Annotated in this window: 20 protein-coding genes and 1 riboswitch; of the genes, 11 read left to right on the top strand and 9 right to left on the bottom strand. The window is 69.4% G+C overall.

The genetic code is table 11. From position 1 onward, the window contains the following. Positions 1-21: 21 nt before the first annotated feature. Entirely contained in the window at positions 22-1287 is a 1266-nt protein-coding gene (gene thrC, locus OU415_RS28505) for a threonine synthase (protein WP_270952418.1), read from the bottom strand. Between the two features lie 12 nt (positions 1288-1299). Next, a riboswitch (SAM riboswitch) is annotated at positions 1300-1433 on the bottom strand. Between the two features lie 96 nt (positions 1434-1529). Between thrC and holA the strand changes: the two genes are divergently transcribed. Continuing rightward, entirely contained in the window at positions 1530-2516 is a 987-nt protein-coding gene (holA, locus tag OU415_RS28500; RefSeq protein WP_270952417.1) for a DNA polymerase III subunit delta, read from the top strand. Between the two features lie 123 nt (positions 2517-2639). Here the strand turns inward: holA and rpsT are convergent, their stop codons facing one another. Next, the gene (gene rpsT / locus OU415_RS28495) at positions 2640-2900 is read right to left on the bottom strand and encodes a 30S ribosomal protein S20 (RefSeq protein WP_270952416.1); all 261 of its coding nucleotides are present in this window, start codon (positions 2898-2900) and stop codon (positions 2640-2642) included. Positions 2901-3098: 198 nt separating this feature from the next. On the opposite strand from rpsT, the gene OU415_RS28490 reads away from it, so the two are divergent. The 3 genes from OU415_RS28490 (at position 3099) to OU415_RS28480 (ending at position 5623) form a co-directional block, all read left to right on the top strand. Beyond that, the gene (locus tag OU415_RS28490; RefSeq protein WP_270952415.1) at positions 3099-3905 is read left to right on the top strand and encodes a TSUP family transporter; all 807 of its coding nucleotides are present in this window, start codon (positions 3099-3101) and stop codon (positions 3903-3905) included. Positions 3906-4175: 270 nt separating this feature from the next. Continuing rightward, complete coding sequence (locus OU415_RS28485; protein ID WP_270952414.1) at positions 4176-5039, top strand: EamA family transporter; 864 nt, start codon at positions 4176-4178, stop codon at positions 5037-5039. A 203-nt stretch (positions 5040-5242) separates the two neighbouring features. Then, positions 5243-5623: a VOC family protein gene (locus OU415_RS28480; RefSeq protein ID WP_270952413.1), complete on the top strand. Its 381-nt coding sequence runs from the start codon at positions 5243-5245 to the stop codon at positions 5621-5623. 38 nt (positions 5624-5661) lie between these two features. Here OU415_RS28480 and OU415_RS28475 read toward each other — a convergent pair whose 3' ends face one another. Beyond that, a complete protein-coding gene (locus OU415_RS28475; protein WP_270952412.1) occupies positions 5662-6639 on the bottom strand; it encodes an adenosine deaminase in 978 nt (325 codons plus the stop codon). Between the two features lie 266 nt (positions 6640-6905). Between OU415_RS28475 and lepA the strand changes: the two genes are divergently transcribed. Beyond that, complete coding sequence (lepA, locus tag OU415_RS28470) at positions 6906-8756, top strand: translation elongation factor 4 (protein WP_270952411.1); 1851 nt, start codon at positions 6906-6908, stop codon at positions 8754-8756. 79 nt (positions 8757-8835) lie between these two features. On the opposite strand, the gene zapE is transcribed toward lepA, so the two are convergent. Continuing rightward, entirely contained in the window at positions 8836-9828 is a 993-nt protein-coding gene (gene zapE, locus OU415_RS28465) for a cell division protein ZapE (RefSeq protein ID WP_270952410.1), read from the bottom strand. A gap of 68 nt (positions 9829-9896) precedes the next feature. Between zapE and OU415_RS28460 the strand changes: the two genes are divergently transcribed. Then, positions 9897-10502 carry a TetR/AcrR family transcriptional regulator gene (locus tag OU415_RS28460; protein WP_270952409.1) on the top strand — a complete coding sequence of 202 codons (606 nt, stop codon included), beginning with the start codon at positions 9897-9899 and terminating at the stop codon, positions 10500-10502. A gap of 24 nt (positions 10503-10526) precedes the next feature. Here the strand turns inward: OU415_RS28460 and OU415_RS28455 are convergent, their stop codons facing one another. Both OU415_RS28455 and OU415_RS28450 read right to left on the bottom strand, forming a co-directional pair. Continuing rightward, entirely contained in the window at positions 10527-11675 is a 1149-nt protein-coding gene (locus tag OU415_RS28455) for a MalY/PatB family protein (protein ID WP_270952407.1), read from the bottom strand. Then, positions 11675-13249, bottom strand: a complete 1575-nt coding sequence (locus OU415_RS28450) for an APC family permease (protein WP_270952406.1) — start codon at positions 13247-13249, stop codon at positions 11675-11677. Before OU415_RS28450 ends, OU415_RS28455 begins: the two co-directional genes overlap by 1 nt. Before the next feature lie 135 nt (positions 13250-13384). On the opposite strand from OU415_RS28450, the gene OU415_RS28445 reads away from it, so the two are divergent. Next, positions 13385-14308 (top strand): LysR family transcriptional regulator, encoded by a 924-nt coding sequence (locus OU415_RS28445; protein WP_270952405.1) that lies wholly within the window; start codon positions 13385-13387, stop codon positions 14306-14308. Between the two features lie 79 nt (positions 14309-14387). Further along, positions 14388-15026, top strand: a complete 639-nt coding sequence (locus OU415_RS28440) for a maleylpyruvate isomerase family mycothiol-dependent enzyme (RefSeq protein ID WP_270952404.1) — start codon at positions 14388-14390, stop codon at positions 15024-15026. Between the two features lie 41 nt (positions 15027-15067). On the opposite strand, the gene OU415_RS28435 is transcribed toward OU415_RS28440, so the two are convergent. Further along, positions 15068-16534 (bottom strand): helix-turn-helix transcriptional regulator, encoded by a 1467-nt coding sequence (locus OU415_RS28435; RefSeq protein ID WP_270952403.1) that lies wholly within the window; start codon positions 16532-16534, stop codon positions 15068-15070. 118 nt (positions 16535-16652) lie between these two features. Between OU415_RS28435 and aceA the strand changes: the two genes are divergently transcribed. Next, on the top strand, positions 16653-17966 hold the full coding sequence (aceA, locus tag OU415_RS28430; RefSeq protein WP_270952402.1) for an isocitrate lyase: 1314 nt from the start codon (positions 16653-16655) through the stop codon (positions 17964-17966). 245 nt (positions 17967-18211) lie between these two features. Next, a complete protein-coding gene (locus OU415_RS28425) occupies positions 18212-18772 on the top strand; it encodes a Uma2 family endonuclease (protein WP_270952401.1) in 561 nt (186 codons plus the stop codon). A gap of 5 nt (positions 18773-18777) precedes the next feature. On the opposite strand, the gene OU415_RS28420 is transcribed toward OU415_RS28425, so the two are convergent. Further along, entirely contained in the window at positions 18778-19410 is a 633-nt protein-coding gene (locus OU415_RS28420) for a GNAT family N-acetyltransferase (protein WP_270952400.1), read from the bottom strand. Positions 19411-19793: 383 nt separating this feature from the next. Between OU415_RS28420 and OU415_RS28415 the strand changes: the two genes are divergently transcribed. After that, positions 19794-20447, top strand: coding sequence for an MOSC domain-containing protein (locus OU415_RS28415; RefSeq protein ID WP_270952399.1), 654 nt, complete (start codon positions 19794-19796; stop codon positions 20445-20447). Here the strand turns inward: OU415_RS28415 and OU415_RS28410 are convergent. Then, positions 20422-21426 carry a methyltransferase gene (locus tag OU415_RS28410; RefSeq protein WP_270952398.1) on the bottom strand — a complete coding sequence of 335 codons (1005 nt, stop codon included), beginning with the start codon at positions 21424-21426 and terminating at the stop codon, positions 20422-20424. The two genes, OU415_RS28415 and OU415_RS28410, sit on opposite strands and share 26 nt — an antisense overlap. Positions 21427-21548: the final 122 nt, after the last annotated feature.

Here is a 21548-nt window from a genome sequence, read left to right as displayed (position 1 = left end):
GCGCACTTTCCGGGACGAGGGTTAGAGCCCCAGAGCCTGGTTGACGGCCTCGGTGGTCGGCGCGACGGTGGCCTTCGGGCCGATCTCGTCCTGGACCGCGTCCAGGGTCTTCAGGCCGTCACCCGTGATCAGCAGGACCGTCTCGGCGTCCGGGTCGATCTTGCCGTTCTCGATCAGCTTCTTCGCGGTGGCCACGGTGACCCCACCGGCGGTCTCGGCGAAGATGCCCTCGGTACGGGCCAGCAGGCGGATGCCCGCGCGCACCTCGTCGTCGGTGACGTCCTCGATGGCGCCGTTGGTCTTGCGGACGATGTCCAGCACGTACGGGCCGTCGGCGGGCGCGCCGATGGCCAGCGAGCGGGCGATGGTGTCCGGGCGCACCGGCTGCACCACGTCCAGCCCGTTCTTGTACGCGGAGGACACCGGGGAGCAGCCGGAGGCCTGCGCGCCGAAGATCCGCACCGGGCTCGGCTCCACCAGGCCGGTCTCGCCGAGCTCGTTGAAGCCCTTGTAGACCTTGGTCAGCTGCGAGCCGGAGGCGATCGGCACCACGATCTGCTCGGGGATGCGCCAACCGAGCTGCTCGGCGACCTCGAAGGCCAGCGTCTTGGAGCCCTCCGAGTAGTAGGGCCGGACGTTGACGTTGACGAACGCCCAGTCCTCGTGCTCACCGGCCAGCTCGGTGGCCAGGCGGTTGACGTCGTCGTAGTTGCCGTCGACGGCGAGCAGCGAGCCGTCGTAGACCGCGCTCATCAGGATCTTGGCGCGCTCGAGGGTCTTGGGCACCAGCACGACCGAGTCCCAGCCGGCGCGGGCGGCTGCTGCGGCCACCGCGTTGGCCAGGTTGCCGGTCGACGGGCAGGCCAGCACCTTGAAGCCGAACTCGCGGGCGGCGGCCAGCGCGACCGCGACCACGCGGTCCTTGAACGAGTGGGTGGGGTTGCCGGTGTCGTCCTTGATCCAGATCCGCTTGACGCCCAACGCCTTCGCGAGGTTGTCGGCCCGGATCAGGCGGGTACAGCCGGGGTCGGTGTTCGGGTGCTCCTCGACGTTGGAGGGCACCGGCAGCAGCTGCTTGTACCGCCAGATCGACCGGGGGCCGGCTTCGATGTCCTCGCGGCGCAGTCGCGGGAAGTCGTAGGCGACTTCCAGGGGGGAGAAATCTTCGAGCGAAACGAACTCGGGGGCCAGCGGCTGCCGATGTCCTTCTTCCTTGGACACCAGTTCGACGGCGTTGCCCAGGTCGAAGTTCTTGGTCCCGTTCTGGGCGCGGACGGCAGCAGTCATCGCGAGGTCCTCTCCTCATCTATCCCGCGGACGGGTCGGAATTGGCACCGCTTTCGCCGGTGACCTCGCGGAAGAAGACACGATTCGCCGGACGAACGGTTGCCGGGGCTTCACAGGGCCGTTCCCTCTGCCCCTCTGGATGAGCTATTCGGTTGTGGCGGCCACGCTAATGGATCCCACGCGGATCTGGCCAGGCCGATCCAGATGGCGGGATCGTCGCGGGTGCGTGGGACGATGCGGGCATGAGCTCACCGGCCGTGGTCAACGATCCGCTGCACCTGATTCTCGGCGACGAAGAACTGCTGGTGGAACGCGCACTGTGGGCCGCGGTCGGGGCGGCTCGAGCGGCGGATCCGGAGGCCGAGCTACGCCGGGTGAAGGTGAGCGAGCTCACCGTCCCGGAGCTGGCCGAAATGCTCAGCCCGTCGCTGTTCGCGGAGGGACGGGTGCTGGCGGTGGAGTCCGCGCAGGACGCGGGCAAGGAGATCGCCGAAGCCCTGCTCGCCCACGCCAAACAGCCCGTAGACGGTGTGACGATGGTGATCGTGCACACCGGTGGTGGGCGGTCCAAGTACGCCAAGGAACTGCCCAACGCACTGAAGAAGCTGGGTGCGCGCGTCACCGAGTGCAACAAGATCACCAAGCCGGCGGAGCGGGAGGCGTTCGTCCGCGACGAGATCCGCCGCGCTGGTGGAAAGGCCGATGCGGCCGCTGTGTCGGCGCTGATCGAAACCGTGGGCTCGGACCTGCGAGAGCTCTCCGCGGCGGCGACCCAGCTGGTCGCCGACACCGGCGGGAAGGTCGACGAAACCGCGGTGCGCCGCTACCACCGGGGCCGTGCCGAGGTCACCGGCTTCGCGGTCGCGGAGAAGGCCGTGACGGGGGACCGGGCAGCTGCGCTGGAGGCCCTGCGCTGGGCGGTGCAGCTCGGTGTTCCGCACGTGCTGATCGCCGACGCGCTGGCGGATTCGGTCCGCACCATCGGCCGCGTCGCCGCAGCCGGCGGCCGGAACGACCCGTTCCGCCTGGCCGGCGAACTCGGCATGCCCGCCTGGAAGGTCAAGAAGGCGCAGGCCCAGTCCAGGGGCTGGAACCCCAAGAGCCTCGCCGCCGCTCTCCAAGCGGTCGCCGAGGTCAACGCCGGGGTCAAGGGCATGGCCGCAGACCCCACCTACGCCCTGGAACGGACAGTCCTGCGCCTCGTCGAACTCCGAAACCAGCGCGCGTGAGCTGACGCAGGAGTACCTGCGGTCCGACCGGGCGCTGAAGCTACCCGAACCGTGGTGAAAACCGGCTGCAGGAAAGCAAAAGGCCCCTTCCCGCGTGGAAAGGGGCCTCAGCCGAACCGAAGGTCAGAGCTCGTTGACGCGCTTCGCCAGGGCGGACTTCTTGTTCGCAGCCTGGTTGCGGTGCAGGACGCCCTTGCTGGTGGCCTTGTCCAGCTCGCGGCTGGCGGCACGCTGCAGCTCGATGGCCTTGTCCTTGTCGCCGGCGGCAGCGGCCTCGCGGAACTTGCGGATCGCGGTCTTCAGCGAGGACTTCACGGCCTTGTTGCGCTGCCGGTTCTTCTCGTTGGTCTTGATCCGCTTCATCTGGGACTTGATGTTGGCCACTGTTCGCCTCTTTCTCGTCTGTCGAATCGATCGTGCCGCGCTTCATCGGCCCTGCCCGGGGGCAGGTTTCCTCCACGGCGGAACGCCGCACGGCACGGTCGACCATGTTAACAGCCACGACCTGGGCAGATGTCGGCCGGGGCGAGAGCGATCACATAGCCTCGGAACTCGCCCCACCAGACCATAAGGTCGATCCTCGTGCTGGATGCCCTGAACTGGCCTGGTTTCGCCGATCTCTCGCTCGCCGGTCTGCTCTTCCTCTGCGCAGCCGCGTTCCTCGCCGGAGCGGTCGACGCGATCGTCGGCGGTGGCGGCCTGATCCAGCTGCCCGCGATGCTGCTGCTCATGCCCGGTGGCGAGGTGATCTACTCGCTGGCCACCAACAAGGTCGCGGCGATCGCCGGCACCACCGCGGCTGCCCGCACCTACGCCAAGCGCACCCCGATCGACTGGCGCGCCGCGCTGTCAATGGCGCTGGTGGCACTGCTGGGTTCGCTGGGCGGCGCGATGCTGGCCAACGCGCTGCCCTCGCACGTCCTCAACATCATCGTGCTCGCCGCCCTGGTCGCGGTGGGCCTCTACACCTGGCGCAAGCCCGATCTCGGTTCGGTGGACGCGCCGCGCTTCGAGCGCCGCGTGCAGCTGCTGGTGATGCTCGCGGGCGGCGCGGTGATCGGTTTCTGGGACGGCATCGCCGGTCCGGGCACCGGATCGTTCCTGGTGTTCCTGCTGGTCGGACTGGTCGGTTTCGCGTTCCTCACGGCTTCGGCCACCGCGAAGGTCGTCAACGTCGCGACCAACGTCGGCGCCCTGATCTTCTTCATCCCCGCGGGCAAGGTGCTGTGGGGGCTGGGAATCCTGATGGCGCTGAGCAACGTCGCGGGCAGCGTCCTCGGCGCGGTGCTGGCCGCCCGGCGCGGATCCGGTTTCGTGCGCCGGGTCTTCCTCACGGTGGTCGTCGGCCTGGTGATCAGCCTCGGCTGGAAGCTCGCCGCCGGGGTCTGAGACCTGCGGGTGTTCGCAAAGAACCACTCGCGCGAACAGGCGTGCCGCACGCCACAACATCGTTCAACCCCAGCTCCTGAGCGGCGTAGCATGACCGCTGGTTGTGCCTAGGGTTCCGCTCCCGCTCCGCCGCGACACCACAACCAGGGGCGTGGAGGTCAGGTCCGAGCGGCACCGACGATCGCGGAACGGGAGCGATCGCACATCTGACGGGACAAAAGCCTGGAGGAACCCGGATGCTGCGCGCCCGCGCGGCACCGAGAGGGTTCCGTGGGTCTGTTCGCCGTCCTGCTCGTCGTCGCCGCTGCGTTCGCGCACGCGGGCTGGAACTTCTTCGCCAAGCGCGCGGGATCGGCAGGCGCCGGGTTCGTGTGGCTGACCGCGGCCTGCTCGACCGTCCTGTACTTGCCGGTCGCCGCCGGTGTGCTGATCTGGAGCGGCGCGCCGCCGTGGGGCAACTTGGTGCTGGGCGTGCTGGTCAGCGCCGTGGTGCACCTGGCCTACTTCCTGCTGCTGCAGCGCGGTTACGCGGTCGGTGACATGTCGGTGGTGTACCCCCTGGCCAGGGGGACCGGACCGATGCTGGCGATGGTGATCGCGATCCTGGTGCTGGGTGAACGCCCCGGCTGGCTCGGCGCGGCTGGTGGGTTGCTGGTCATCGCCGGGGTGGTCGTGATCGGTCTGTCCGACGGCTTGCCGCGCTCCGGCGCGAGCCTGGCCGGGGTCGGATTCGGCGTCCTGACCGGTTCGCTGATCGCGGTCTACACGGTGTGGGACGCCTACGCGGTGACGGGCCTGGCGCTGTCCCCGCTGCTGTACGACTGGGCGAACAATTTCGCCCGCTCGATCCTGCTCTCCCCGTACGCCGCCCGCCGCCGCACCCAGGTCGCCGAGATCTGGCGCGAGCACCGGGCCTCGGTGCTCGCGGTGGCACTGCTCTCGCCGCTGGCCTACGTCCTGGTCCTGTTCGCGATGCAGCTCGCCCCGGTCAGCCTGGTCGCCCCCGCCAGGGAGCTGAGCATCGTCATCGCAGGCCTGCTGGCCTGGCGCCTCCTGGGCGAAGCCCAACCCGGCCGCCGCATGGCAGGCGCCGTCGTAGTCCTCACCGGGGTAGTCCTCCTCGGCATCGCCTAACCGCCCAGCCCAGCAGCACCCCCCGCGCACACCGGATCCGCACAGCCGGCGGTCCCTGGCGGTCACACCCGCGCGGAACACCGCGTTGCGGGCGGCTCTGGAGTGCAGATCCTCCAGTAGCGCGAAGACATCAGATCCGGCGCTTCGCGATCGTCGGGCGAGCTGAATCGGCAGGGCTTCGTCCCGGCCGGTAGAAACGGGGCATGGATGTCTTGGCCAGCCGGTTGATCCTCCGGCCTCGGGACTGGGATCGGGCCGTGCGGTTCTACCGGGACGTGCTCGGGTTGGCGATCGCTCGGGAGTTCCCCGGTGGCACGGTGTTCTTCCTCGGCCAGGGGCTGCTGGAGGTGTCCGGCAGCGGTGGGCCGGGACCGAGCCCGGACCAGGTGCTCTGGATCCAGGTGCGCGATGTCCGCGCCGAGTTCGAGCAGCTGCGCGAGCACGGCGTCACCGTGCTGGCCGAGCCCGCGCGGCAGCCCTGGGGCTTGGACGAGGCGTGGATCGCCGACCCGGACGGCATGCGGATCGTGCTGGTGGAAATCCCGTCGGACCACCCGCTGCGCGTGGACGTCCGCAACCTCTGAAGGCGCCCGCCTCCGGGAGCCGGAGACGGGCGCGTTCCTCACTTGATCTCGGCGATCAGCGCGGCGCGCTCCTCCTCGGGGAGGAAGGACGCGCGGAACGAGTCGGCGGCGAACTGGCGCAGCACCGAGTCGTCGAGGGCTTCCTGCAGCGCGACGAAGTTCTCGCCGACGTAGCCGCCGAAGTAGGACGGGTCGTCGGAGTTGATCGTCACCAGCACCCCGGCGTCGAGCAGTCGCGGCAGCGGGTGCTGGGACAGCTCCGGCACGCAGCGCAGGCGGACGTTCGACAGCGGGCACACCGTCAGCGGCGTGCGGTCATCGGCCAGGCGCTTGAGCAGCGCGCCGTCCTCCACCGACCGGATGCCGTGGTCCACGCGCTCCACGCCGAGCACGTCGATGGCCTGCCAGACGTAGTCCGCCGGCCCTTCCTCGCCGGCGTGGGCGACCACGTGCAGGCCGGCGTCGCGGGCGCGGGTGAACACCGGCTTGAACAGCTGCGGCGGGTGGCCGACCTCGGCGGAGTCCAGGCCGATGCCGTCGATCTGCTCGAGGTGCGGCTGCAGCGTCTCCCAGGTCTCCAGCGCTTCCTGTGGTCCTTTGTCGCGCAGGAAGCACGCGATGAGCCGGGTGGAGATGCCGAAGCGCTCCTTGCTGTTGCGCAGCGACTCGGTCAGCCCGGACACCACCTCCGACAGCGGCACGCCGCGCGAGACGTGGGCCTGCGGGTCGAAGAAGATCTCCGCGTGGCGCACGCCCTGCTCGCGGGCCTTCGCCAGGTAGGCGTCGGTGAGGTCGGTGAAGTCCTGCGCCGTGCGCAGCACCGCCATCGCCAAGTAGTAGAGGTCGAGGAAGGACTGCAGGTCGTCGAAGACGTACCGGCGGCGCAGGTCGTCCACGGTCTCGAAGGGCAGCGCCACGCCGTTGCGCCGGGCCAGGCTGAACACCAGCTCCGGCTCCATGGTGCCCTCGATGTGCAGGTGCAGCTCGGCCTTGGGCAGGGTCAAGCCCAACGACATCTGACGGTCCTCCAAAGTTGATGTCCGGCGGTGTTGCCGGGCGTCAACGGTAGCCATCGGGCGGCGCGGGCCCGGCACCGGCGAAGCAGCCGGTGACCGAAAGCACGATCTGGGGCGAACCGGGCGAAACCGCGCATCCGGGCAGCTCAACGCCGTGCCGGCGGTGGTCGTGCCGGGGATGACCCGGAGTTGGGCATCGAGCACTTGGCGTGTCATGGGACGATGGGGTGAATCCCGCACCAGTCGACATCCGCGAGGAACACTGAGTGAGCAGTTACGCCGACACCACGTTCACGCCCCCGGAGCGGATCCGGAACTTCTGCATCATCGCGCACATCGACCACGGCAAGTCGACGCTGGCCGACCGCATGCTGCAGCTGACCGGCGTGCTGGGAGAACGCGCGTACCGGGCCCAGTACCTCGACCGGATGGACATCGAGCGGGAGCGCGGCATCACGATCAAGGCGCAGAACGTGCGCCTGCCGTGGAACACCGACGGCGTCGACCACGTGCTGCACATGATCGACACCCCCGGTCACGTCGACTTCACGTACGAGGTCAGCCGGTCGCTGGCCGCGTGCGAAGGCGCGATCCTGCTGGTCGACGCCGCGCAGGGCATCGAGGCGCAGACTCTCGCCAACCTGTACCTGGCGATGGAGCACGAGCTGCAGATCATCCCGGTGCTCAACAAGATCGACCTGCCGGCCGCTGAGCCTGACAAGTACGCCGCGGAGCTGGCGCACATCATCGGCTGCGAGCCGGAGGACGTGCTGCGCGTGTCGGCCAAGACCGGCGAGGGCGTCGAGGCGGTGCTGGACGCGGTCGTGCAGCAGATCCCGCAGCCGCAGGGCGATGCCGACGCCCCGCCGCGCGCGATGATCTTCGACTCGGTCTACGACACCTACCGCGGCGTGGTCACCTACATCCGGGTGGTGGACGGCAAGATCACCCCGCGGCAGCGGATCCGGATGATGTCCACCGGCGCCACCCACGAGCTGCTGGAAGTCGGCATCATCTCGCCGGAGCCCAAGCCCTCCGCGGGCCTCGGCGTCGGTGAGGTCGGCTACCTGATCACCGGTGTGAAGGACGTCCGGCAGTCCAAGGTCGGTGACACGATCACCGCCGAGCGCAAGGGCGCCGAAAAGCCGCTGAGCGGCTACCGCGAGCCCAAGCCGATGGTGTACTCCGGTCTCTACCCGATGGACGGCACCGACTACCCGCTGCTGCGCGAGGCGCTGGACAAGCTGCAGCTCAACGACGCCGCGCTGACCTACGAGCCGGAGACCTCCGGCGCGCTGGGCTTCGGCTTCCGCTGCGGGTTCCTGGGGCTGCTGCACCTGGAGATCACCCGCGACCGGCTGGAGCGCGAGTTCAACCTGAGCCTGATCTCCACCGCGCCGAACGTCGTCTACGAGGTGGAGATGGAGGACGGCACCGAGCTGACCGTCACCAACCCCTCCGACTGGCCGGAGGGCAAGATCAAGGACGTCTTCGAGCCGGTCGCGAAGTGCACCATCATCGCCCCGTCGGAGTTCGTGGGCACGATCATGGAGCTGTGCCAGAGCCGCCGCGGTGCGCTGTCCGGCATGGACTACCTGTCGGAGACCCGCGTCGAGCTGCGCTACACGCTGCCGCTGGCGGAGATCGTGTTCGACTTCTTCGACCAGCTCAAGTCCCGCACCCGCGGCTACGCCTCGATGGACTACGAGGAATCGGGCATGCAGTCGTCGAACCTGGTCAAGGTCGACATCCTGCTGCAGGGCGAGCCGGTGGACGCCTTCAGCGCGATCGTGCACCGCGACGGCGCCTACGGCTACGGCACGAAGATGGCCACGAAGCTGCGCGAGCTGATCCCGCGCCAGCAGTTCGAGGTGCCGATCCAGGCGGCGATCGGCTCGCGGATCATCGCCCGCGAAACGATCCGCGCGATCCGCAAGGACGTCCTCGCCAAGTGCTACGGCGGTGACATCAGCCGGAAGCGCAAGCTGCTGGAGAAGCAGAAGGAGGGCAAGAAGCGGATGAAGACCATCGGTCGCGTCGAGGTCCCGCAGGAAGCCTTCGTCGCAGCGCTGTCCACCGACGAGTCCAAGGACGACAAGGCCAAGGGCAAGAAGTAAGACTCCTTCCGGTGCCCTCCTCCCCACCGACGGGGGAGGAGGGCACTTCCGGTTTTCGGAGTCACCCCGCCGAGTCGGCTTAGTCTGGTGGGATCGGTCGGATTAGGGCCAGTCTGCTCGCGGTGCGTTCGGAATCCCTGCCGTTCCACAGGGTTTCGGCGATGCTGTGGTCGGCTGCCACCTGCAAGGTGATGTCCTGGTCGCACAGGACGTCCACGACGTTGGCGAAGCGTTGCCGGGTTTCTGCGCCGCATTCGGCGAGCTTCGGGACACCGGTGATGCACCAGGTGTCGTACTGCGCGGCGATCGCGAGGTAGTCGCGGGTCGAAGTCGCGGCGTCGCAGAGATCGCGAAAGTCGAAGCACACCAACCGATCCCGTGCTTTCAGGGCACGAATGCTCCGTCCGTTGATGTCCAACGTGGTCTGTTCTGACGGGGCCTGCTGCTGGAAAGTCGTCATCGGCCATTGCCAGGTTCCCTCGGCGAAACGCCCTGACCGGTGGGCCGTCCGGTAGTCGGTAGGGCCGCTGAGCGCGACGACTTCCTGGTGCTTCTCGACGAGTTCGATGGCGGGCAGGAAGAGGTGGTGGTGCAGCGGGTTGGGCAGCAGGTCTTCCGGGTGGTAGTTCGACGTGGTCACGAGGGTGATGCGACGGGCGTGCACGGCGTGCAGCAGCTTGGTGAGCAGGGCGGCATCGCCGGGGTCGTGCACGTGGAACTCGTCGAAGTGCAGCAGCTGCCGGCCGTCGAGCAGTTCGGCCAGCGCCGTGCTCCGCTGCCGGGCGATGGCTCGGTGCAGCTGGTCGAAGAAGTCGTGGAAGTGCACGCGCAGCTTGCCCGGGACCGGCGCTTCGGCGAAGAACGTGTCCACCAGGAAGCTCTTGCCCCGCCCCACCGGTCCGTGCAGGTACAGGCCGCGCGGTCGGCGGAAGCGCTTGCCCAGCGCTACACCCAGCTCGGCCAGCTTGTCGGCCACCGCGCGCTGCGCATCGTCGAGTTCGAAGCCTCGCCGGGCGGCTGCCGCGTCGAAGCGTTCGCGCAGGTCGGCGGGGGAGTGGGATCGGCCGGACATCGCATCTCCTCTACGCTCATAGAGCCTCTGCGGATGTAGAGTATCGGCGATGCAGGGGAGGTCGAGGCATGTGTGAGCAGGACCGCCGGACGCGCATCGCCGATGCTGCGATCGAGCTCGTCGCCGAGCAGGGCGTTCGGGCGCTGACGCACTTGGCCGTCGATGCGCGGTTGGAGCTGCCGCGCGGCTCGACGTCGTACTACATGCGCACCAGGCGAGCGCTCTTGGAAGCGGCGGTGACGCGGCTGTCGGTGCGGGCGCGGGCCGACTTCGACGCGTTCGCGGGTTCCGCCCCGCCACCGGATGTCCGCGCCGCCGCTGACCGGATCGCGGTGCACCTGGATCGCATGCTGGGAGCGCGGCGCGCCGACACGATCGCGAGGTACGCGCTCGTCGCCGAGGTGGCCGCGAGTACCGACCTGCACGAGCCGCTGGCCCGTGCTGCGTTCTCGCGCCAGCTGGCCGTCGGTCTGATGACGGCATTGGAAGCGCCCGACCCGGACACCGCCGGCGCCGACCTGGTCAGCCTGTGCGAGGGGCTGGTGTTCGACCGCGTCATCGGCGGTCGATCGCTGGACGCGCCCGAGCCGGGAAGTCCCGCCAGCATCGACCAGCTGTCGTGCGCGGTGGAGACGTTCCTGCGCGGTGCGCTGCTTTCGAACTCACCGCGGTGAGCTGCGAAAGCAGCGCGCCACCCGCTATCCGAGACCGCTGGTGGTCAGAGTGTGGACGATCCGGTCGAGGGCTTCCGCGAGTACGTCCGGCGTCGTAGCGAAGTTCAACCGTGCGAAGCCGGTTCCGGCCGCGCCGTACAGCGCGCCCTCACCCAGTGCGACGCCCGCCGTCTTGCGCAGGCGCTCCGCTGGTGCGTTCTCGTCCCAGGCGCGGAGGTCCAGCCAGGCGAGGTAGGTCGCGTCGGGAAGGTGCGCGATCTCGCCGAGTCCGGCGTCGGCCAGGGTGCCGACCACCTGGTTCCGGCGGGCGTCCAGGTCGGCGAGCACCGCTTCCAGCCACGGTTGCCCGTGCTCGAAGGCCGCGACGGTCGCGACCATCCCCAGCGGCGCCACCCCGCTGGTTTCCAAGTGCCGCAGCCCGTTCCACACCTCGACGTCCTCGGGATTGGTCAGCGCCACCATCGCGGTGCGCAGCCCCGGGAAGTTCCACGCCTTGGTAGCACTCGTCACGGTCACCGCGTGAGCGCGGGCCGCGTCGTTCAACGACGCGTAGGGCGTGAACGGGACGCCGTAGCGGATCGGGGCGTGCACCTCGTCGCTGATCACACGACCGCCCCACCGCTGCACCAGTTCCGCCAGGTCCGCCAGCTGGTCCGCGCCGAACACGGCGCCGGTCGGGTTGACCGGGTGGCACAGCAGCACGCTGCCCGCACCGGCGGCCAACGCGCGCTCGATGGCCTCGAGGTCCAGCTCCCGGCCACCGATCAGCGGGATCTCGATGGTTTCGCGCCCAGTCAGCGGAACCACTTCGATGAACCGCTGGTACGTCGGGGTCGGCACGATCACCGCCGAGCCCGGCCTGGTCAGGTTCCGGATCGCCACCGCGATGCCGCGCAGCACGTCGGCCACGAGCCGCACCGCACCGGCCGGGACGGCGAGCCCGAAACCGGACAGCCAGCGGGAGGTCGCTTCGGGCACCCCGCTGCGCGCATCCGGTGCCGGATACCCGAACGCCTCCGCTGACACCGCTTTCCGGACCGCGTCGAACACCGGTGGGCAGGCCGAGAGGTCCATCTCGGCGACGCCGAGGTCCAGCACACCCGGTCCGTGCGTGGACCACCGCTTGCCCGTGCCGCTCACCCGCCACACCGGCTGCGAGTCCAGCGAGGTCATCAAACCTCCTCGTGTTGTTGGTTCTTCCGCCAAGCGAGTCCGGATCTCCGGCCGAACCAGACCCCGATACCGCAGAGGACCGCGACGAGCGCGCTGTCCAGCGGGGCGATCAGCGCGCCGGTGCCGCCGAAGCTGCCCACGGCGGAGATGCCGGTCAAGGCGAGCAGCAGGACCACCAGCCACACGCCGTTGAACCCGGACTCCCCTCCGCGCCGCACGCGCCACAGGTGGATGAGGAATCCGAGCAGCAGCAACGGCATCGCCACCCGGACCTTCTCCCACCCGGACCAGTAGAGGATCAGACCGGAGAGGACGAACGACGTCGCGCCCACCGCCGAGCTCCACCGGCCCAGCCAGCCGGAGGACGGTTCGGCCGCGTGCCACACGCACACGGCGATCGACACCGCGGCGTAGCTCAGGCCGTAGTAGAAGCTCAGCGAGCTGGCGATGGACTTCCAGTCGCCGAACAGCAGGATGATCAGCGCGCCGAGGCTCAGGTTGAGCAGCAGCGCCCGCCGGGGGATGCCGCTGCGCTCGTGCACACCGGCGAAGAACCGCGGCAGGATCCCGTTCTGCGCTGCGCCGTAGGTGTAGCGGCCCTTGACGCCCGCCGAGACCAGCATCGAACCGGCGGGGGAGAACACCGCATCGGCGAGCAGCAGCCAGGACAGCCAGACCAGGCCGATCAGGCTCGCCAGCTCGGCCAGCGGCGACTTGAGGTTGATCCCGTGCCAGCCGCCGATCAGCTGACCGGTCGGCAGGCTGAACAGCATGACGAGCTGGAGCCCGACGTAGATGGCGAAGGCCACTCCCAGGGCGATGAACGTCGCCCTGGGCACGGTCTTCCGGGCGTTGGCGGCCTCGCCGGACAGCACCGCGGCCGCGTTGATCCCGGTGAACGAGTAGACCAGGCCGCTGCCGACGACGGCGGTCAGCGCCGCGGAGATGCCGTAGGGCGCGAACCCGCCGCCCACCTCGTAGTTCGTCGTGTCGAACCCGCTGGCCAGCATGAGGCCCACGGTCAGCAGCGGTACCGCCACCTTGACCGCGGTCACCACGTTGTTGACCCGCGCGATGAACCGGACGCCGAACATGTTGACGTAGAAGAACAAACCGAGCACGGCGACCGCGAACAGCCGCCCGGTGCAGGTCAGCGCGTCGTCCTCGATCAGGCCGGGGATCCACTTCCCGGCGTACTGGGTCAGCGCGGTCGATTCGCTCGGCCCGGCGTAGACCGCTTGCAGGAAGACCGCCCAGCCGATGATCGCGCCGACCAGCGGTCCTGATGCGAGCTGCGGCCAGCGCACGTTGCCGCCGGACAGCGGTTTCCGGAAGGCCAGGTCGATGAACACCAACGAGACCAGCAGCGTGGCGACGCCGGTGATCAGCCAAGACAGCAGTGCGGCCGGTCCGGCCACCTTCGCGGCGTTGTACGCCGCGAACAGCCATCCGGATCCGATCACGCTGGACAACGTGATCGCGGACAGCGATGCCGTGCCCAGACTCCGGTGCAAGCGGTTGTCGTCGTCCGGCGATACGCCGGCCCGGTCCGCGTGCGGAAGCGTTCCAGTCACGGTGCCCCTCCTCCCCGTCCGTCCGCCGCGGTCACCTCGTTGTGATCGGGCGGTTCGAACATGAGAGCAACACTGGCTCTTGCAAACTATTCGCAGTAGTAGGTGTTTGCCTGGGGCAGGGCATAGCGTGCAGCTATGTCCGGAGGAACCAGCATCGACGTCCTGGACCTCAAGGTCTTCCTCGAGGTCGTCAGATCGGGCAGCTTCGGCCGGGCGGCCGTGGAGATGCAGCTCGCGCAGCCGTCGGTGAGCACGCGGATGGCGGCGCTGGAACGCAAGCTCGGCACCCGGCTGTTCGACCGGGGCCCGCGCGGCACCGTGCCCACCCGGGCTGGTGAGCGGCTGGGTGACTACGCGCGTCGTTGCCTGGCGCTGCTGGCCGAGGCCGAGGCCGCAGTGCGCGCGGAGGGCGTGGAACGACTGGTCGTGGCCGCCCCGGCGAGCATCGGCACTGCGGTGTTTCCCTCGGTGCTGGCTGCGGTTCCGGGCCGCGCTGTGGACGTGGTTTGCCGCATCGCACACAGCGACGAAGCCGTGGCCGCGCTGCTGGATGGCAGTGCGCACGCGGCATACGTGCTGCGGCGGGTCCTGCCGGCGGGGCTCGATTCGGTCGCGGTGGCCGACTCACCGCTGATCGCCGTGGCCGCGCCGGACAACCCCGTCGTCGAACTCGTCGCGCCGCAACCGGACGATTTCGCGAGCACGCCGGTGATCGTGCACAACTGGAGCGAGCAAGCCGAGGAGATCGTCGCGATGTTCGCCTGCCCGCAGCGCGGGCCGGACCACCCGATCCGCTTGGTCGGCACCCCGGACATCGCCGTCGAGCTGGCCGCGAACGCCGGGTACGTGGCGGTGGTTCCGCGGTACGCAGCTGCCCGGGCCTTGGCGGACGGTCGGGTGCACCGGCTTCCGCTGCCGGATCTCGGCGTGGTGATGCCGATCCGGCTGGTCTACCGCGCGGAAATGGCGCAACGCCGGGCGGTCCAACTCCTGCTGGACGTCAACGCCGAGCTGCACGACCAGCTGGCACCGGCCGGCGAGCCGCCGGACCCCCGCTGACGCTCCGCCCGCTTCGGTGTTGTGTCGGGCTGTTGTGGCAGCGTGCTCAGGGCATGCCGGGCTAGGGCTTGGGGCCGAGATGGACGTGAAGCAGTTCGCGGGGCAGGAACGCTTGGAGTTCGCGGAATTCCTGGCGACGTTGTCCGAGCAGGAGTGGTGCGCTCCGACGTTGTGCAGCGGGTGGTCCGTGCACGACGTGGTGGCTCATGCGCTCAGCTACGAGGAACTGGACGGTCGAGCTGCAGCGCGTCGGGTCGCCAAGGGTCTTCTGCTGCCGTCACGGATCAACGAGCTCGGGGTCGTCGAGTACCGGAAGCGCAGTCCGGAGGAACTCGTGGCGCTGATGCGGGCGAGCCGGCAGCCTCGTGGTCTGACCGCGCGGTTCGGCGGCAGGATCGCGCTGGTGGACGGGATGATCCACCAGCAGGACATCCGGCGCCCGCTGGGGAAGCCGCGCGAGATCCCGCCGGACCGGCTGGTGGCTGCACTGCGGTTCGCGCTGGTCGCGCCGCCGATCAGGGCGTTCTGGCGGGTTCGGGGGCTGCGCTTGGTCGCCACCGATTTCGACTGGGTCTCGGGGCGAGGTCTGGAAGTTCGCGGCCGAGGAGAAGCGCTGTTGATGGCCGCCGCCGGTCGGTCCGGTGTGGTGGGGGAGTTGTCCGGACCTGGTCAGCGCAAGCTCGCCGAACGCGTCGAAGGCCGCGGAACGGCGAGGTAGTTCCGCGGCCTTCGCGCGAGCTGTCCACATCGGACGACTGATCAACCCTGGTGCGCCTCAACGAATGCGTAGACGTCGGCTTCGTCGACGCCGGGGAAGGTGTCCGAGGGCAGCGCGGCGAGCACGTGCGAGTGCGCCCGCGCCGATGGCCACACCATGCCTTCCCAGCGGTTGGCGAGATCCGCCGGCGGGCGCTGGCAGCACTCGCCGTTCGGGCACTTCGACTTGGAGTGGTTGTTGGTGTCGCGCCCGCGGAACCAGCGCGACTCGTTGTAGGGCACCCCGAGGGTGATCGCGAAGTCCCGGCCGCGGCTGGGGTCGACGTGCGCGACGCACCAGTGGGTCGCGCCCGGCTTGTCGGTGTACTGGTAGTAGGTCGAGTAGCGGTCCGGCGAGGCGAACACCTGGCGCCCGGACCAGTACCGGCACATCCGCTGCCCCTCGATCGCGCCGGTCGGGTCGGTGGGGAAGACCAGCCCGTCGTTCTCGTAGGCCTTGTAGATGATGCCGGTCTCGTCGTTGCGCACGAAGTGGCAGACCAGGTCCAGGTACTGGGTGGCCAGGTTGGTGAAGCGGTGCGCGGCCATCTCGTAGGACACCGAGAAGACGTCCCGCAGGTCCTCCACCGCCAGGTCGCGCTCGGCCTTGGCCTCCTGGAGGAACGGGACCGCGGTCTGCTCGGGCACCAGGACCGCGGCGGCGAAGTAGTTCGCCTCGACGCGCTGGCGCAGGAAGTCGGCGAAGTCGCGGGGCTGGCGGTGGCCGAGGCTGAGGTGGCCGAGGGTCTGCAGCAGGATGGTGCGCGGGCTGTGCATGCCCAGCGATTCGCGCCGCAGGAAGATCCGGTGGTTCTTCAGGTCCGTGACGGAGCGGACCGAGCGGGGCAGGTCGGTGACGAACCGCAGGCCGTAGCCGAGGTGGGTGGCGATCGACTGGATCACGCCCTCGGACAGCGGGCCGCCGTGGTAGCCGACCTTGTCCAGGATGTCCGCGGCGGTCTTCTCGATCTCCGGGAAGTAGTTGCCGTTCTCGCGCATCTTCTGGCGCAGCTCGGCGTTGGCCTTGCGGGCCTCCTCCGGGGTGGCGACCTGCTTGGTCTCCCGGCGCTTGAGCTCCTCGTAGAGGGCGAGCACGTGTTCCAGCGCCTCGGTCGGCACGCGCTTGCCGACCTTCAGCGACGGCACGCCCAGCCGCTGGTACACCGGGTCGAGCTGCGCCTTCTCCACCGCGATCTCCAGCTCGGCGCGCCGGTTCGGCGGCTTCTTGGACAGCAGTTCGTCGACGGAGGTGCCCAGCGCGTCGGCCAGCGCGCGCAGCAACGACAGCTTCGGCTCGCGGTGGCCGTTCTCCAGCAGCGACAGCTGCGACGGGGCGCGACCGACCCGTTCGCCCAGCTCCACGAGGGTGAGCCCGGCGGCTCGGCGCAAGTGCCGCAGGCGCTGACCGAAGACCAGAAGGTCGTGTTCCGTTGAAAAATTGCGGTCTTCTTCGGTGGCGAACTCCGTCATGGCGTTGATGCTAGCAGAAAAACGCCGAAAATTACCGTGGAAATCTGGTCGTGTTTCGCTTGATCCCGGGCAAAACTAGTTCCCAACAGGCCGCAGGAGAGCCCGGAAGGGGAACAAGATGAGCATCCGCGAGCAGGCGAAGCAGGCCGCTGAGGAGCTGCAGCGCGACTGGGACACCAACCCGCGGTGGAAGGGCATCGAGCGCACCCACTCCGCCGAGACCGTCATCCGCCTCCGCGGTTCGGTGCGCGAGGAGCACACCCTCGCCCGCCAGGGTTCGGAGCGGTTGTGGAAGCTGCTGAACGAGACCGACTACGTCAACTCGCTCGGCGCCCTGACCGGCAACCAGGCGGTCCAGCAGGTCCGGGCCGGTCTGCAGGCCATCTACCTGTCCGGCTGGCAGGTCGCCGCGGACGCCAACCTGGCCGGCGAGACCTACCCCGACCAGAGCCTCTACCCGGCCAACTCGGTCCCGTCGGTCGTGCGGCGGATCAACAACGCCCTCAAGCGCGCCGACCAGATCAACTGGTCCGAGGCGCTCGACCCGGAGACGCCGGGCGGCGAGAGCGAGGACATCCACTGGCTGGCGCCGATCGTCGCCGACGCCGAGGCCGGCTTCGGCGGTGTCCTCAACGCCTACGAGCTGATGAAGGGCATGATCACCGCTGGTGCGGCGGGCGTGCACTGGGAGGACCAGCTGGCCTCCGAGAAGAAGTGCGGCCACCTGGGCGGCAAGGTGCTCATCCCCACCAGCCAGCACGTCAAGACGCTCAACGCCGCGCGGCTGGCCGCGGACGTCGCCGGGGTGCCCAGCCTCGTCATCGCCCGCACCGACGCGCAGGCCGCGACCCTGCTGACCAGCGACGTCGACGAGCGCGACCAGCAGTACACCACCGGTGAGCGCACCCCGGAGGGCTTCTACAAGGTCCGCAACGGCATCGAGCCGTGCATCACCCGCGCGCTGGCCTACGCGCCGCACGCCGACCTGATCTGGATGGAGACCTCCACCCCGGACCTGGAGATGGCGCGCAAGTTCGCCGAGGCGGTCAAGTCCAAGTACCCGGACCAGATGCTGGCCTACAACTGCTCGCCGTCGTTCAACTGGAAGAAGAACCTGGACGACGCGACCATCGCCAAGTTCCAGCGGGAGCTGGGCCACATGGGCTACAAGTTCCAGTTCATCACGCTGGCCGGCTTCCACGCGCTGAACTACGGCATGTTCGACCTGGCCAAGGGCTACGCGGCGGACGGCATGACCTCCTACGTGGACCTGCAGGAGCGCGAGTTCGCCGCCGAGGCCGACGGCTACACCGCGACCCGCCACCAGCGCGAGGCGGGCACCGGCTACTTCGACCTGATCAGCACCGCGGTGAGCCCGGACTCGTCGACCACCGCGCTGTCCGGTTCGACGGAGGCCGCGCAGTTCCACTGACCGGTTGAGACCGTGGTCGGCCGCGCGCCGACCACCCGAGACGCACCAGCGGCCCTGTGGCGGGGTGTCGGAAATATCGCGATGGTGCGAGTGGGCGGGAACCCAGGCGTCGGGTTCCCGCCCACTTCTCGTTTTCCCGGCCCGTTCGGGTGATCATCGGCGCCGACTGTATCTGTGCGGCACCTTCGCTCCTCTTTATTACGGGGCCGGAAAACCGACCGGCCGCGAACCGGAGGAGCCGAACCATGTCGATCAACCTGGAGAACCGCCGCTTCACCGTCCGGGACCTGGAATCGGTGCCCGACGACGGGCGCCGCTACGAACTCGTCGACGGCGAGCTGGTGATCAGCCCCGCGCCGGGCTGGCCGCACCAGGAAGCGCTGGGTGCGCTGCACGTCGCCCTGCGGCGAGCCAGTCCGCCCGATCTGCGGGTGCTGCCCGGGCCGTTCGCGGTCCGCCCGGACGTCTTCACCGAGCTGCTGCCGGACCTGGTGGTCGCCCGCTACACCGATCTGACGTTGAAGAACCTGCCGACTGCTCCGGTGCTGGCGGTCGAGGTGTCCTCGCCGAGCAGCCGGCTCAACGACGCGACCCTGCGCAAGGCGGTGCACGCCAGGCTGGGCACCCAGCACTTCTGGCTGGTGGACCCGGATCTGGAGGTGCCGTCGGTGACCGCGTGGGAGCTGGTCGGCGGTAGCGAGTACCAGCGGGTGGCGCACGTGGTGGGGGAGGAGGTGTTCCGGACCCCGAGACCGTTCCCGGTCGAGTTCGCGCCCGCCGACCTGGTGGCCGGGCTGCGGCCCTGAGCCGATCAGGACCGGGTCGGTCGCCACATCCCGTAGGCGGTCAGGTCGCCGGCGGTCGGGAACTCGTGGATCACCCGGAAGCCGAGCCGCTCGAAGTGCGCGACCCCGGCGTTCGCGGTGGTTTCCAGGTACACCGGCGTGCGCTGGGCGTCGGCTCGGGCGAGTCCGGATTCCAGCAGCGCGAGGCCGAGTCCGCCGCCGCGCGCCTGCGGGGCGGTCGCGAGGGCGAACAGGTGCCAGTGCGGTTCGTCCGGGCGGTGGCTGTCGGTGTCGGTGAACACCTGGATCGCCCGCGTGGCGTCGCGGAGGTGCCACCGGAACACCGAGAACAGCGCGGGCAGGTACGCGAGGCGCCGGCCGAGCGCGGGCTCCTGGCGGTCACCTGGCCGGTCCCACACCGCTGCGGCCCGCGGCTTGCCGTCCAGCATCGCGATCTCGGTGTGGTGGTTGAGGTGCTCGTGGTCGAGCAGGAGGGAGAAGAGGCTGCGCAGCCGGGATTCCCGGCGCGCCTGATCGGGGAACAGCGCGGCCATGCGCGGGTCGTCGCAGTAGGCGGTGCCGAGCAGTTCGGCGAGGGCGGTGGCGTCTTCGCCGCTGGCGGTGCGGAGCGCGAGGCTACCGCGCTTGGTGGTCTTCATGGGTCGTTGCCTTTCCGATCAGCGCCTCAATTCCGTTATGCCGAAAGGGGAGGAGGAATGCCGTTGAAAGAGTGCCGGATCACCTGATGGGAGCGGGTTTCGGGAGCTGTGGTGCGCGCGGTGCTGAGCTGCGCGTTCCGCGGGCGCGGGCACCGCGTCGGAAGATGATCTCAGAGCGGGGGTTCCGCCGATCGCATCTCCGGTGGCCGGGCGTGTTCCAGTCGGTCCATTGTGGATTGACTGCGAACGGTTCGAGCGGGACTGCGTCCGAACGCGGCCGCTGTTCGCGACGCGCTGCGACGGGCCGGCACCGCACCGTGAGCCGAGGCCCAGCACGTGAAATCGGATGGTGCCGCGGGTTGGGCGCCGCGTAGGTTCTGGGCATGGGGATCGTGGAGTCGGTGAACGTCGCGGTGGTTCGGAGCGGGGAGTGGACCGGGCGGCTCGGTCGCAGCGGTATCGACAAGCAGCCGACGTCGGGCCCGGTGCTGTTCGAGCCGTCCGGGGTGCGCGGGGACACGGTGTGCGACCGCAAGCACCACGGGAGTTGGCACCAGGCGGCTTACGCCTTCGACCGGGAAGAGCTCGAGCACTGGTCGGAGGTGCTGGGACGTGGGCTGGTGCCGGGCAACGCCGGGGAGAACCTGACGCTGGTCGACGTCGACAGCAGCTCGGCGGTGATCGGTGAGCGCTGGCGGATCGGCGGCGCGGTGCTCCGGGTGACCGGTCCGCGCACCCCGTGCCGGGTCTTCGCCGGGTTCTGGGACGTCCCGTCGCTGGTCAAGCAGTTCACCGAGCACGGCAGGACCGGGGCCTACCTCGCGGTGGAGGAGCCGGGCGAGATCGCGGCCGGTGACAACGTCGAGGTGCTCTCCCGACCGGACCACGGCGTGCAGGTCGCCGAGGTGTTCGCGCTGTCGATGAACAGGGCCCCGGAGTTGGCCGACCACGTGGAACGCGGTCTGGTGGACCTGCCGGAGAAGTGGCGCGAGTCGTTGGCCGCCAAGGTGGCTAGCGCTCGCAGCGGCATTCGATGATGGCGTAGCCGTTGTCCAGCATGGTGAAGTCCTCGACGGACAACCCGGCCGCGGCCGCGACCTGCTGGGTGCGGTCGAGGTCGCGCATCCGGCCGCCGACGTAGACCATCATCCGCAGGTCCATCTCGGTGAACGTCGGCATCCGGTCGTCGTCCGGCAGCAGCTCGACGATCAGCACGCGGCCGCCGGGCTCCAACGCCTGGCCGCAGTGGCGCAGGATCTGGGCGGCGTCCTCGTCGTCCCAGTCGCCGAGCACGTCGCAGATGATCATCGCGTCGGCGCGAACCGGCAGCGGCTCGAAGAAGCTCGCCGCGACCACCTCGGCGCGGTCCGAGACCTCGCGTTCCTGCAGGTAGGCGATGGCGTTGCGGGTCGGTCCGATCAGGTCGACCAGGACGCCGCGCAGCTCTGGACCGCTGCGCAGGATCTCGGCGAGCAGGACGCCCTTCCCGCCGCCGATGTCGGCGATCCGGCGGTAGCGGGACCAGTCGTGCGCGGCTGCGACCAGCGGGGCGATCCCGTGCGTCTTGGTCTCCATCAACGTGTCGAAGGAGTCCGACAGCTGCGGGTTGTGCGCCAGGTCCTCCCAGAAGGACCGGCCGAAAGCCGCCGGGTACGCGGGGTGGTGCCCGCGCACCTGCTCGATGAGCTCGACGAACGCGAGGTCGGCGCGACCGACCGCGCCGTCGAGGTCCAGCCAGGGGCGCGGCCCGTCGAGCACGTCGCTGAGCAGCGCGTTGGAGGCGTCGTTGGGGCCGAAGACGTCGGGTTCGGGCTCGGTGAACATGCCGCGGTGCACCAGGAATCGCAGCACCCGGCCCAGCGGGTCGGCCACGGCCTTGCAGCGCTTCGCGATCTCGGCGAGCGGCAGCGGCCCGTCCTTGACCACATCGGGCACTCGCAGGGTGGCCGCGGTCCGAACCGCGAACGGCGTGGCCAGGTCGGCCATCGCCCAGATGTCCGGTGATTCGGAGGACATGCGTTGCAGCCTAAGCCCACAACCGCTGCTCAGCGCGCTGCGCGCGGTTGTGCTTTGTGGACTCCCGGCCCGCCACCGGCTCGGAGTGGAACCAGCAGGTCTGCGCGCGGAACCAGCGTCCG

Source organism: Saccharopolyspora oryzae, from assembly GCF_027853915.1.
GTDB classification, from domain to species: Bacteria; Actinomycetota; Actinomycetes; order Mycobacteriales; family Pseudonocardiaceae; genus Saccharopolyspora; species Saccharopolyspora oryzae.
The sequence above is the reverse complement of the archived record's forward strand: the minus strand, read 5'-3'. Positions and strand labels throughout refer to the sequence as shown.

Bases quoted from the DNA above. Each gene is read 5' to 3' on its own strand.
- OU415_RS28455 (WP_270952407.1), bottom strand. From the start codon at position 11,675: ATGACCTCGCTGGACTCGCAGCCGGTGTGGCGGGTGAGCGGCACGGGC.
- OU415_RS28460 (WP_270952409.1), top strand. From the start codon at position 9,897: ATGTGTGAGCAGGACCGCCGGACGCGCATCGCCGATGCTGCGATCGAG.
- holA (WP_270952417.1), top strand. From the start codon at position 1,530: ATGAGCTCACCGGCCGTGGTCAACGATCCGCTGCACCTGATTCTCGGC.
- OU415_RS28425 (WP_270952401.1), top strand. From the start codon at position 18,212: ATGTCGATCAACCTGGAGAACCGCCGCTTCACCGTCCGGGACCTGGAA.
- OU415_RS28445 (WP_270952405.1), top strand. From the start codon at position 13,385: ATGTCCGGAGGAACCAGCATCGACGTCCTGGACCTCAAGGTCTTCCTC.
- OU415_RS28475 (WP_270952412.1), bottom strand. From the start codon at position 6,639: ATGTCGTTGGGCTTGACCCTGCCCAAGGCCGAGCTGCACCTGCACATC.
- thrC (WP_270952418.1), bottom strand. From the start codon at position 1,287: ATGACTGCTGCCGTCCGCGCCCAGAACGGGACCAAGAACTTCGACCTG.
- OU415_RS28435 (WP_270952403.1), bottom strand. From the start codon at position 16,534: ATGACGGAGTTCGCCACCGAAGAAGACCGCAATTTTTCAACGGAACAC.
- OU415_RS28415 (WP_270952399.1), top strand. From the start codon at position 19,794: ATGGGGATCGTGGAGTCGGTGAACGTCGCGGTGGTTCGGAGCGGGGAG.
- zapE (WP_270952410.1), bottom strand. From the start codon at position 9,828: ATGTCCGGCCGATCCCACTCCCCCGCCGACCTGCGCGAACGCTTCGAC.
- OU415_RS28420 (WP_270952400.1), bottom strand. From the start codon at position 19,410: ATGAAGACCACCAAGCGCGGTAGCCTCGCGCTCCGCACCGCCAGCGGC.
- aceA (WP_270952402.1), top strand. From the start codon at position 16,653: ATGAGCATCCGCGAGCAGGCGAAGCAGGCCGCTGAGGAGCTGCAGCGC.
- OU415_RS28440 (WP_270952404.1), top strand. From the start codon at position 14,388: ATGGACGTGAAGCAGTTCGCGGGGCAGGAACGCTTGGAGTTCGCGGAA.
- OU415_RS28480 (WP_270952413.1), top strand. From the start codon at position 5,243: ATGGATGTCTTGGCCAGCCGGTTGATCCTCCGGCCTCGGGACTGGGAT.
- OU415_RS28410 (WP_270952398.1), bottom strand. From the start codon at position 21,426: ATGTCCTCCGAATCACCGGACATCTGGGCGATGGCCGACCTGGCCACG.